Genomic DNA, 11,667 nt, shown 5'->3' on the forward strand with positions numbered 1-11,667 from the left:
AGGGAGCAGGCGATCGCGTCGGGGTCGACGGCCTGCTGTACGGGGATGGGCTTGGCGGCCTGCGCCTGGCCCTGGGCGGCGCGGGCGATGCGGGTCGCGGGGCGCGAGCGCAGGTAGTACGTCGTCTTGAGCCCGGACTTCCAGGCGTAGGCGTACATCGAGGAGAGCTTGCCGATGGTCGGCGTCTCCATGAACAGGTTCAGCGACTGGGACTGGTCGAGGAACGGGGTGCGGGCGGCGGCCATGTCGATCAGGCCGCGCTGGGGGATCTCCCAGGCCGTGCGGTAGAGCGCGCGGATCTCCTCGGGGATCCAGAGGAAGTCCTGGACGGAGCCGTTGGAGTCGCGCAGCGCCTCGCGGGTGCGGGCGTCCCAGACACCGAGGTCCTTGAGGTCCTGGACCAGGTAGGAGTTGACCTGGAGGAACTCACCGGACAGGGTCTCGCGCTTGAACAGGTTGGAGACCTGCGGCTCGATGCACTCGTACACGCCCGCGATGGACGCGATGGTGGCCGTCGGTGCGATCGCGAGGAGCAGCGAGTTGCGCATGCCCGTCTCCGCGACGCGCTTGCGGAGGGCGTCCCAGCGCTCGGGCCACGTCAGGTCGACGTCGTAGTGGTCGGGGTGGAGGACGCCGCGGGCGGCGCGGGTCTGCTCCCAGGCGGGCAGCGGGCCGTTGCGCTCGGCGAGGTCGGCGGAGGCCTCGTAGGCGGCCAGCATGATCCGCTCGGCGATCCGCGTGGACAGGGCCTTCGCCTCGGGGGAGTCGAAGGGCAGGCGCAGCTTGAAGAACACGTCCTGCAGACCCATCGCACCCAGGCCGACCGGGCGCCACTTGGCGTTGGAGCGGCCCGCCTGCTCGGTGGGGTAGAAGTTGATGTCCACCACGCGGTCGAGGAAGGTCACGGCGGTGCGGACGGTCTCGTCCAGCCGCTCCCAGTCGATGCCGCCGTCCTGGACGAACGCGCCGAGGTTGACCGAGCCCAGGTTGCAGACCGCGGTCTCGCCGTCGTTGGTGACCTCCAGGATTTCGGTGCAGAGGTTGGAGGAGTGGACGACGTTGCCGGGCTCGGCGGTCTGGTTCGCGGTGCGGTTGGCGGCGTCCTTGAACGTCATCCAGCCGTTGCCGGTCTGCGCCAGGGTGCGCATCATCCGGCCGTACAGCTCCCGCGCGGGAATGGTCTTCTTGGCCAGGCCGGCGGCCTCGGCCTTCCGGTAGGCGGCGTCGAACTCCTCGCCCCACAGGTCGACCAGCTCGGGCACGTCGGCGGGGGAGAACAGCGACCACTGCCCGTCGGCGTTGACCCGCCGCATGAACTCGTCCGGGATCCAGTGCGCCAGGTTCAGGTTGTGGGTGCGCCGGGCGTCCTCACCGGTGTTGTCCCGCAGTTCCAGGAACTCCTCGATGTCGGAGTGCCAGGTCTCCAGGTACACCGCCGCCGCGCCCTTGCGCCGGCCGCCCTGGTTCACGGCGGCCACGGACGCGTCCAGGGTCTTCAGGAACGGCACGATCCCGTTGGAGTGCCCGTTCGTCCCCCGGATCAGCGAACCGCGCGACCGGATACGGGAGTACGACAGACCGATACCGCCGGCGTGCTTCGACAGCCGGGCGACCTGGTGGTAACGGTCGTAGATGGAGTCCAGCTCGTCCAGCGGGGAGTCCAGCAGGTAGCAGGACGACATCTGGGGGTGCCGCGTACCGGAGTTGAACAGGGTGGGGGAGGAGGGCAGGTAGTCCAGGCGGCTCATCAGGCCGTACAGGGACGCCACTTCGTCCACGGAACGGGCCGTGTCGTCCTCGGCGAGGCCGCTCGCCACGCGCAGCATGAAGTGCTGGGGCGTCTCGATCACCTTGCGGGTGATCGGGTGGCGCAGCAGGTAGCGGCTGTAGAGGGTGCGCAGGCCGAAGTAGCCGAAGCGGTCGTCGGCCGCGGCGTCGATCAGCGCGTCGAGCCGTGCGGCGTGCAGGCGCGCGAACTCGGCGGTGCGGTCGGCGATGAGGCCCTCGCGGTGCCCGACCGCGACGGACTCGGTGAAGGACGTCACGCCCTGCGAGGCGGCCTCGTCCCGGATGGTGAGGGTGAGCAGCCGGGCGGCCAGCTTCGAGTACGCGGGGTCCTCGGCGATCAGGCCGGCGGCGGCCTCCGTGGCCAGCTCCCGCAGCTCCGCCTCGTCGGCCCGCGCGGACCGGCCGCGCAGCGCGGCGGCGGCCACCCGGCCCGGGTCGGCGTCGGGCAGGTCGGCGGTCAGCTCGGTCAGGGTCCGCAGCAGCGCGGTACCGGGACCGTCGGTCTCCAGCTCGCTGACTGAAGCCGGATCGGCTGGCGCGATGGTCACGTGGGGCTCTCCCTCGCTCGGCACGGGGCCTGGCGGAGGGCAGGGGGCAGCCACGAGCGCGCACAGCGTCGCGTCCACCTGCCCACTCCGCGAGGCCCGGACGTTCTGAACCACCCGGACCGGACGTTCCGGGTGCGCTGTCGGCAGGTCGTCGGACTCAACAGGCGCGCGGACGCACGCAGGTACACCGTTGCGGGACAGTTCCGGACTCGCACCGGATTCCCCTGCGGCGACAGCGAGCACGAGCATACATCTAGTGCCGGGTTGTCGTGGCACCCCCAGATGTTGTGCCGGTCTGGTGTCAGAGGGTCAACTCGTCAGCGAGCGGAGTGATGTCCCGCCGCTGCGGAAGCGGCGTCCGGCCCGGCTCGGGGATGCGCACGGGACCGGGGCGCTCGCGGACGCGGTGGGCGGCGCGCACGGCGCGCTGGGCGGAAGTCCAGGGCACCGGGGCCGCCGGACGGGTACGACAACGGGCCGCCGATGATCCTGCTCTCGGCGGCCCGCTGCGGGGCGTCAGGGGTGCCCGCGTGGTTCAGTGACCGGCGCCCGCGGTCGCGGGCGGCAGCTCCACCTCGACCCCGGGGTCACCGGCGTCGGCCGTGTAGTCCTCCGGCTTGGTCTCGTCGAGGCCCTCAGGGGCCTTCAGAGCCTTCAGCACGACGGTCAGGACCACGGTCACCAGAACGTTCAGGACGAACGCCGTCAGGCCGATGTAGCCGATCTCGCCGATGCCGGGGATCTCCTTGGCGTTGCCGCCGAAGTGCTTCTGGGTGGGCGAGGCGATGCCGTAGGCGGCGGCGGTGCCGTAGACCATGCCGACGGCCCAGCCGGCGAGCAGCGCCCAGCGGTGGAACCAGCGGGTGAACAGGCCGCCGACCAGGGCCGGGAAGGTCTGCAGGATCCAGATGCCGCCCAGCAGCTGGAAGTTGATGGCGACGGTCTTGTCCATGGTGAGGACGAAGACCAGGGCGCCGACCTTCACCAGCAGGGAGACCAGCTTGGAGACCCGGGTCTCCTGCTCGGCCGTGGCGTCGGGCTTGAGGAAGTCCTTGTAGATGTTGCGGGTGAAGAGATTGGCCGCCGCGATGGACATGATCGCGGCCGGGACCAGGGCGCCGATCCCGATGGCGGCGAAGGCGACGCCCGCGAACCAGTCCGGGAACATGTCCTCGAACAGCTGCGGGATGGCCAGCTGGCCGTTGGTGACCTTCACCCCGGCCGCGATCGCCATGAAGCCCAGCAGCGCCAGCAGACCCAGCATCAGGGAGTACAGCGGCAGGATCGTGGTGTTGCGGCGGATCACCTCACGGCTCTTGGACGACAGGGTCGCGGTGATCGAGTGCGGGTACATGAACAGCGCCAGCGCGGAGCCGAGCGCCAGCGTGGCGTACGTCCACTGGCCCGCCTCCGGCGGCGCTATCGCCCCACGCGGCTTCTCGGTGACCGGGTTGACCTGGTTGAACGCCTCGCCCGCCTTGGCGAAGATGTCGTCGAACCCGCCCAGCTTGATCGGGATGTAGATGATCGCCACCGCGATGACGATGTAGATCAGCGTGTCCTTGACGAACGCGATCAGCGCGGGGGCGCGCAGGCCGGAGGAGTAGGTGTAGGCGGCCAGCACACCGAAGGCGATCAGCAGCGGCAGGTCCTTCACGAACCAGTTGGTGTCCTCCCCGCCGCCGACGCCCATCACGTCCAGCACCGCCTGGATGCCGACGAGCTGGAGCGCGATGTACGGCATGGTCGCCAGGATGCCGGTGACCGCGACCGCGAGCGACAGCCCCTTCGAGCCGAACCGGCCGCGCACGAAGTCGGAGGTGGTGACGTACCCGTGGCGGTGCGAGACCGACCACAGGCGGGGCAGGAAGGTGAAGATCAGCGGGTACACCAGGATCGTGTAGGGCACCGCGAAGAAGCCGGCCGCGCCCGCCGCGTAGATCGCCGCGGGTACGGCGACGAAGGTGTACGCCGTGTACAGGTCGCCGCCGAGCAGGAACCAGGTGATCCAGGTACCGAAGGACCGCCCGCCCAGGCCCCATTCGTCCAGGGAGTGCTCGTTCTCGGCCCTGCGCCAGCGCGCGGCCAGGAAGCCCATGACCGTGACGGCCAGGAAGAAGAAGATGAAGACGCCGAGCGCGACGCCGTTGACGCCGTCGTTCACTTCGCCGCACCCCCGTTCGCGCCCTTGCGGCCGCGCTGGTCACGCTGCCACAGCTTGTACGCGATCATCGTGAGCACGGTCGAGATCAGCACCCAGAGCATCTGGTACCAGTAGAAGAACGGGATCCCGATGAACGTGGGGTCCGTCTTGGCGTACGAGCCGACCCACAGCATCGCCACGAAGGGCGCGACGAGACACAAGGCGATGATCACCCGGACCGGCGTCACCACCGGTGGTCTCACTTCAGGCGTTTCGGACATGCCACGGCTCCGTCCCCTCGCTGATCACCTGTGTAATGAGCAGGCAATCTAGGTGACGCCGTCGCGACAGCGGAAGACCTCGTCCGCATATCGGTATATCGATTCAGCGAACGTGCGGGGCAGTTACTCCGCGGGCCGCTTCAGCCGGGCCACGAACTTGTACCGGTCTCCGCGGTACACCGAGCGGACCCACTCCACGGGCTTGCCCTCGCGGTCCAGCGAGTGGCGGGAGAGCATCAGCATCGGCAGGCCCACGTCCGTGCCGAGCAGGCCCGCCTCGCGCGGGGTGGCCAGGGAGGTCTCGATGGTCTCCTCGGCCTCGGCGAGGTGGACGTCGTAGACCTCGGCCAGCGCGGTGTACAGCGAGGTGTACTTCACCAGGGAGCGCCTGAGGGCCGGGAAGCGCTTGGCCGACAGGTGGGTGGTCTCGATCGCCATCGGCTCGCCATTGGCCATGCGCAGCCGCTCGATGCGCAGCACACGCCCGCCGGCGGCGATGTCGAGCAGCTCGGCGAGCCGCTCGTCGGCGGTGATGTACCCGATGTCCAGCAGCTGCGAGGTCGGCTCCAGGCCCTGGGCGCGCATGTCCTCGGTGTAGGAGGTGAGCTGCAGGGCTTGGGAGACCTTGGGCTTGGCCACGAAGGTGCCCTTGCCCTGGATGCGTTCCAGCCGGCCCTCCACGACCAGTTCCTGCAGGGCCTGGCGGACCGTGGTGCGGGAGGTGTCGAACTCGGCGGCCAGCGTGCGCTCGGGCGGGACCGGCGTGCCCGGTGCCTGGGTCTCCGTCATGTCGAGCAGGTGCTTCTTCAAGCGGTAGTACTTGGGCACGCGCGCGGTACGGGTGGTGCCTGCCTCGTTCTCCGCACTGCTGACGTCGGTGCTCATGCTCTGCCTTCCCGGCTCCGGATGCCGAAAGCGACCGACATCCCCATCGGCCACGGCTCACATCGTGGCACGGGTTGTCGTGTCAGCACTCCACCCGCACGCTCCGTGATCTCCTCTATATACCGTTGCACCCGCTGTTGGTCTAGTCCATCGAGGGAGTGACTCCGGAAGCGGCCCGTCACCGGCACGCGTCGCCCGGGTCCGCTTCCGGCGCCGCCGCCACCGGCTAGATCCCCTGCCACTCCGGCTTGTTGGCGTAGGTGTGGCGGAAGTAGTCGGCCAGCTTGAGCTTGGACGCGGCGGCCTCGTCGACGACCACCGTGGCGTGCGGGTGGAGCTGGAGCGCGGAGGCCGGGCAGATCGCGGCGACCGGGCCCTCGACGGTCGCGGCGACCGCGTCCGCCTTGCCGTCGCCCGTGGCCAGCAGCACCAGGTGCCGGGCCTCCAGGATGGTGCCGATGCCCTGGGTGATGACGTGGTGCGGCACCTGCTCGATGTCGCCGTCGAAGAAGCGGGCGTTGTCGATCCGGGTCTGCTCGGTCAGCGTCTTGATCCGGGTGCGCGAGGCGAGCGAGGAGCACGGCTCGTTGAACCCGATGTGCCCGTCGGTCCCGATGCCGAGCAGCTGGAGGTCCACCCCGCCGGCCTCGGCGAGCGCGCGGTCGTACGCCTCGCACGCCGCCTGGACGTCGTCGGCCGTGCCGTCCGGGCCCATGAACGCGTCCATGCCGATGCCCAACGGCTCCAGCACCTCGCGGCGCAGCACCGAACGGTAGGACTCGGGGTGGTCCGCGGGCAGCCCGACGTACTCGTCGAGCTGGGCTATCCGCGCCCGGGAGGCGTCCACGGCGCCGGAACGCACCTTGGCGGTCAGCGCCTGGTAGATGGGCAGCGGGGTGGAGCCGGTGGCCACGCCGAGCAGGGCGTCGGGCTTGCGTCGCAGGAGCTGGGCCATGGCCTCGGCGATCAGCTCGCCGCCCGCCGCGGCATCCGGAACGATGACAACTTCCACGCTGGGCCTGCCGTTCTGAAGAGGGCTGTGTGCGTCTCCTATGTGGTTTAGACCAATCTAACAGAACGGGAGTACGAGGGCGCGGCGGAGGAGGCTGCTTCCCGGGCTTTTCCGGGCCTCTCGGCGCCTCGCCGTCGCGAGGGCATCGGAGGCGCGGGTCTCCACCCTCAGGTGAGCGAACCCCCGGTCGCGTCGAGCCAGTGCCCGGTCACCCAGCGCCCGGCGTCCGAGGCCAGGAACGCCACCGCGTCGGCCACGTCCGCCGCTGTCCCCACGCGTCCCAGCGCCGATATCGCGGCGGCCCGGGCCCGGCCGTCCTCCGTGCCCAGCAGCTCCGCGGTGTTGTCCGTCTCGATGATGCCGGGCGCCACCGAGTTCACCGTGATGCCGCGGGGGCCCAGCAGCTTGGACAGGTCCCGGGAGAAGACGTCCAGGGCGGCCTTCGTCATCGCGTACGCCACCTTGTCCGGCATCACCGCGGTGCGGGCGAGGCCGGAGGAGATGTTGATGATCCGGCCGCCGTCGCGCAGGCGCCCCAGGCCGTGCCGGACGAGGAAGAACGGCGCCTTCGCGTTCACCGCGAACACCCGGTCGTACTCCTCCTCGTCGATCTCCTCCGGCGGTGCGGACGTGCCGATCCCGGCGTTGTTCACCAGGATGTCCAGCCCGTCCGCGTGCCGGTCGAACTCCGCCCACAGCCGCTCCGCGTCGCCGGGCGTTCCCAGTTCCACCCCGATCGGGAACGCGGAGCCGCCGGCCGCCTCGATCGCCGCCACGGTCTCCTTCGCGGCCCCCTCGCTGCTCCCGTAGTGCACCGCCACCCGGGCCCCGTCACGTCCCAGCCGCTCGGCGATTCCCCGTCCGATGCCCCGGCTCGCGCCCGTGACCAGTGCCGTCTTCCCCGTGAGCGCACCCATGTCTGCCCCTCCAGATTTGTCTAGCGGTCGTTACAAAAAAACCGTACACGACCCCGCCGACAATTTTCTAGGGGGCGCTATAAAATAATCGCCATGGCGACGGGTCAGGACACGCACAGGCAGGGCGGCACGGGCCGGACGCGGGGCCGGCCGCGCTCCTTCGACCGGGCCACCGCGCTGGAGAAGGCGCTGATGGCCTTCTGGGAGCACGGGTACGAGGCCACCTCGGTCTCCGACCTCACCAGGGTCATGGGCATCGGCGCCCCCAGCCTGTACGCGGCCTTCGGGGACAAGCGCACCCTGTTCGACGAGGTCGTCCGGGTCTACAGCGACACCCACGGCGCCCTCGGCGATCGCGCTCTCGCCGAGGAGCCCACGGCCCGCGAGGGCATCGCGCGCATGCTCCGCGAGGCCGCCGCCGTGTACACGGACCCGGCCCATCCGCACGGCTGCCTGATCGTCCACGCCGCCACCAACTGCACCAGTCCCGAGGTCGAGGCGATGCTGCGGGAGCGCCGCAACGCCAACATCGCCGCCATCGAGGCCCGGATCCGGGCGGACGTCCGGGCCGGGCTGCTGCCCGCCGGCACCGACGCCGCCGCGCTCGCCCGGCACACCGGTGCGATGATCCAGGGCATGTCCCAGCAGGCCCGCGACGGCGCACGCCGGGAGGAACTGGAAGCACTCGTGGAAATTGCCATGGCCATCTGGCCCCACGATTGACCCGAGCGGGCTAGGCTGCGTGGCATCGCGTGCCGGTGCCTCCGCTGCGCGGACGCCTCCGCACCATGGACACGCCCTTGTGGTCTAGTCCAGAATCGACAACAACAAGCCTCCGTCTTCCCCGCACAGGAAGGCGGATCGAGGAACCGCGGCTCTCTGCCCTGACTGCCCCGGCTCCTCGACCTTCGGCCGACCGGGACCGCACACCCCACGGCCGATGATGCTCCGGGCTGCGGTGCCGGGAGGGTTGAGGGTCCCTTCCAGGCGCCGCGGCCCGCGGGTGTTTTTCCGGCCATCCGCGGGCCCCGGGTACGCTCGCACACGTGCCCTCCATGAACGAACTCGTACGCCAGCACACCGCCCTCGACGACTCCGATCTCGAGTGGCTCCACCTGCTGGTCTCGGAGTGGCAGCTGCTCTCCGACCTCTCCTTCGCCGACCTGGTGCTCTGGGTCCCCACCCGGGACGGCACCCGGTACGTCTCGGTGGCCCAGATGCGGCCCAACACCGGCCCCACCTCCTACCAGGACGACATGGTCGGCCACCTGGTCCCGCGGGGCCGGCGGCCCATGCTGGACGCCGCCCTGGACGAGGGCCGGATCGTGCGCGAGGGCGACCCGGAGTGGCGCGAAGAGGTCCCCGTACGGGTCGAGTCCATCCCCGTACGGCGTGAGGGCCGCGTCCTCGGCGTGATCGCCCGGAACACCAACCTGCTCACCGTGCGCACCCCGAGCCGCCTGGAGCTGACCTACCTCCAGAGCGCCTCCGACCTCGCGCAGATGATCGCGGCCGGCGCCTTCCCCTTCCCCGACCAGCAGGTCGACATGGACGCCTCGCCGCGCGTCGGCGACGGCCTGATCCGGCTGGACGCGGACGGCATCGTCCAGTACGCCTCCCCGAACGCCCTGTCCGCCTACCACCGGCTCGGCCTCGCCGCCGACCTGGTCGGCCACCACCTCGGACAGACCACCGCCGAACTCGCCCCGACCCGGGGGCCGGTGGACGAGGCGCTGGCCAAGGTGGCCAGCGGCTGGGCGCCGCGCGAGTTCGAGATCGAGGCCAACGACGGCGTCATCCAGTTCCGGGCCATCCCGCTCAAGCCCAAGGGGACGCGCATCGGGTCCCTGGTGCTGCTCCGGGACGTCACCGAACTGCGGCGCCGCGAACGCGAATTGATCACCAAGGACGCCACCATCCGGGAGATCCACCACCGGGTGAAGAACAACCTCCAGACGGTCGCCGCGCTGCTCCGGCTCCAGGCCCGGCGCATCGAGTCGGAGCGCGGCCGGGAGGCGCTGGAGGAGGCGGTCCGCCGGGTCGGCTCCATCGCCATCGTCCATGAGACGCTGTCCCAGAACCTGGACGAGCGGGTGGAGTTCGACGACATCGCCGACCGGGTGCTCGCCATGGTCGCCGAGATCTCCCCGGGCAAGGTGACCGGCCGGCGCAGCGGACGGTTCGGGATACTCGACGCCGAGGTCGCCACCCCGCTGTCCATGGTCCTCACCGAGGTTCTGCAGAACGCCCTGGAGCACGGCTTCCGGGAGGGCGACACCGGCACGGTCGAGGTGTCGGCGGTGCGCGGCGGCACCACCAAGGAGGCCCGGCTGCTGGTCACCGTCCAGGACGACGGCGTCGGCCTGCCCGAGGGCTTCGACCCGCACCGCTCGGGCAACCTCGGCCTCCAGATCGTACGGACGCTGGTGGAGGGCGAGTTGGGCGGATCGTTCGACATGCTGCCGGCGCCTCAGCGGGGGACCCGGGTGATCCTCGACATTCCGGTGCGGGCGCAGAAGTAGACAACTCCCTTACCGGCAAAGCCGCTCGGGGTGTGGTGAAGGCAGCAAAAAGCCCCGGACCGCCAGGGGTCCGAGGCTCGTGCTCGTTGCTGCTCTGCTTGTATCGCTAAGCGCATCGGGGGAACTGCGCGCTGCGGCTCGGGGGCGGGAGATGCGTACGTGCTGTGCGCGCCGCCAAGCTCAGGCTGTCAGCAGGGGTGGGTATGTCAGGCGGAGGCCTGACGAGCCCGGTTGCGGGCGGCGCGGCGCTTCATGGCGCGGCGCTCGTCCTCGCTGAGACCACCCCAGACGCCGGAGTCCTGACCGGACTCGAGCGCCCACTGCAGACACTGCTCGATCACCGGGCAGCGACGGCAGACGGCCTTGGCTTCCTCGATCTGCAGCAGCGCAGGACCGGTGTTGCCGATGGGGAAGAAGAGCTCGGGGTCTTCCTCGCGGCAAACGGCGTTGTGACGCCAGTCCATGGCTGCTACCTCTCCTTGGTATGACTGTGCAGGATGCTTGTGAATGTGAACGCTTTCACGAATCCCTCAACAAGTGAAGGGCCGACCGCCGAGTCTTCACCCGGCGTGGTCCTGTGGTTTGAAGAGGGGTTCCGGTGATCAGTGGAGGCCGGTGTTGCGGGCCGTCCCGATCGCCACGTAGAGACTCGCAAACCTCAGCGGCGGATACAACCCCTTCCGGAAAGTTTTTTTTGATTCCTCGGTGTCGACTAGGTCACAGCCGTACTTCCATGGGGTGGATCCTGGCCTAAACGTTCGAGTGAAAGGACTTTCGCCCGTTCCGCTCACACAATCACACGCAGTGCACGGCGTACGCCTGTGAACGTCACGCTCGTACGCAGCCCGAGGTGGTCACCGTCCATCTGCAGGGGCAGGGGCACCTTCGAATGCAAGGTGAACTGGTCCAGATCGTGCAGGGACACGGCGTGCTTGCCGTGCGGTCCCCGCTCGGGGGACGAAGTGAGCAACTGGGTGCCATACCGGGCAACCGCGGCTGTCGACAGGCGGCTGAGACCCAGCACGTCGATGCCGGTGTCGAACGACGCCTTAGGCGACGTATACATGGGGCGATTGCCGAGATACGTCCACGGGGACGTGTTCGAGACTATCGCCACGACCAGATCCTCGACCGGGTCCGCGCCCGGCTGCTCCAGCGTGATCGTGCCGTGCCGGCGGTTCGGCTCGCCGAGGAACTGCCGGATCACCTGACGGACGTAGAGCGCGTGCGTCGACTTCTTCCCGCGCTCGCGCTGCTGCTCGACCCGGCCCACCACGCCCGCGTCGAACCCGAGCCCGGCGTTGAACGTGAACCAGCGGGCCGGCACCGCCTCGTCCTCGGTGCCCGGCGTGCCCGAGGTCAGCCCGAGGCCGACGATCCGCTCGCTGCCCTGGCGCAGCGCGTCCAGCAGCGCGCCGGTGGCCTCGACGGGGTCGTTGGGCAGGCCCAGGGCGCGGGCGAAGACGTTCGTGGAGCCGCCGGGGACCACGGCCAGGCCGGGCAGACGGTCGGGGGCGGGGCCGGCGTGCAGGAGGCCGTTGACGACCTCGTTCACCGTGCCGTCGCCGCCG

Annotated in this window: 11 protein-coding genes and 1 riboswitch; of the genes, 2 read left to right on the forward strand and 9 right to left on the reverse strand. The window is 70.0% G+C overall.

The annotated features are described in order from the left end of the window. The 7 genes from CCN44_RS30135 to CCN44_RS30160 form a co-directional block, all read right to left on the reverse strand. Window positions 1–2,336 (reverse strand): ribonucleoside-diphosphate reductase subunit alpha (locus CCN44_RS30135; protein ID WP_086701103.1); only part of this gene is annotated, 2,336 nt, incomplete at its 3' end. Window positions 2,337–2,461: 125 nt separating this feature from the next. Continuing rightward, window positions 2,462–2,585: riboswitch (cobalamin riboswitch) on the reverse strand. Window positions 2,586–2,637: 52 nt separating this feature from the next. Then, entirely contained in the window at window positions 2,638–2,784 is a 147-nt protein-coding gene (locus CCN44_RS44585; RefSeq protein ID WP_158103170.1) for a hypothetical protein, read from the reverse strand. A gap of 87 nt (window positions 2,785–2,871) precedes the next feature. After that, the gene (mctP, locus tag CCN44_RS30140) at window positions 2,872–4,500 is read right to left on the reverse strand and encodes a monocarboxylate uptake permease MctP (protein ID WP_059252533.1); all 1,629 of its coding nucleotides are present in this window, start codon (window positions 4,498–4,500) and stop codon (window positions 2,872–2,874) included. After that, on the reverse strand, window positions 4,497–4,760 hold the full coding sequence (locus CCN44_RS30145) for a DUF3311 domain-containing protein (protein WP_189397060.1): 264 nt from the start codon (window positions 4,758–4,760) through the stop codon (window positions 4,497–4,499). The genes mctP and CCN44_RS30145 overlap by 4 nt, the downstream gene beginning before the upstream one ends. A gap of 123 nt (window positions 4,761–4,883) precedes the next feature. After that, a complete protein-coding gene (locus CCN44_RS30150; RefSeq protein WP_059252535.1) occupies window positions 4,884–5,645 on the reverse strand; it encodes a GntR family transcriptional regulator in 762 nt (253 codons plus the stop codon). Between the two features lie 226 nt (window positions 5,646–5,871). Beyond that, the gene (nagB, locus tag CCN44_RS30155) at window positions 5,872–6,657 is read right to left on the reverse strand and encodes a glucosamine-6-phosphate deaminase (RefSeq protein ID WP_059252536.1); all 786 of its coding nucleotides are present in this window, start codon (window positions 6,655–6,657) and stop codon (window positions 5,872–5,874) included. A gap of 167 nt (window positions 6,658–6,824) precedes the next feature. Beyond that, window positions 6,825–7,574: an SDR family oxidoreductase gene (locus CCN44_RS30160; RefSeq protein ID WP_086701106.1), complete on the reverse strand. Its 750-nt coding sequence runs from the start codon at window positions 7,572–7,574 to the stop codon at window positions 6,825–6,827. A 93-nt stretch (window positions 7,575–7,667) separates the two neighbouring features. On the opposite strand from CCN44_RS30160, the gene CCN44_RS30165 reads away from it, so the two are divergent. Together CCN44_RS30165 and CCN44_RS30170 are read left to right on the forward strand one after the other, a co-directional pair. Then, complete coding sequence (locus CCN44_RS30165) at window positions 7,668–8,297, forward strand: TetR/AcrR family transcriptional regulator (RefSeq protein WP_086701109.1); 630 nt, start codon at window positions 7,668–7,670, stop codon at window positions 8,295–8,297. Window positions 8,298–8,620: 323 nt separating this feature from the next. Next, on the forward strand, window positions 8,621–10,096 hold the full coding sequence (locus CCN44_RS30170; RefSeq protein WP_079081144.1) for a sensor histidine kinase: 1,476 nt from the start codon (window positions 8,621–8,623) through the stop codon (window positions 10,094–10,096). A gap of 206 nt (window positions 10,097–10,302) precedes the next feature. Here CCN44_RS30170 and CCN44_RS30175 read toward each other — a convergent pair whose 3' ends face one another. Both CCN44_RS30175 and CCN44_RS30180 read right to left on the reverse strand, forming a co-directional pair. Continuing rightward, on the reverse strand, window positions 10,303–10,560 hold the full coding sequence (locus tag CCN44_RS30175; protein ID WP_003992873.1) for a WhiB family transcriptional regulator: 258 nt from the start codon (window positions 10,558–10,560) through the stop codon (window positions 10,303–10,305). Between the two features lie 323 nt (window positions 10,561–10,883). Then, a partial coding sequence (locus tag CCN44_RS30180; RefSeq protein WP_086701112.1) for a diacylglycerol/lipid kinase family protein occupies window positions 10,884–11,667 on the reverse strand: 784 nt, incomplete at its 5' end.

The sequence above is a fragment of the Streptomyces tricolor genome, from assembly GCF_002155905.1.
Classification (GTDB): domain Bacteria; phylum Actinomycetota; class Actinomycetes; order Streptomycetales; family Streptomycetaceae; genus Streptomyces; species Streptomyces tricolor.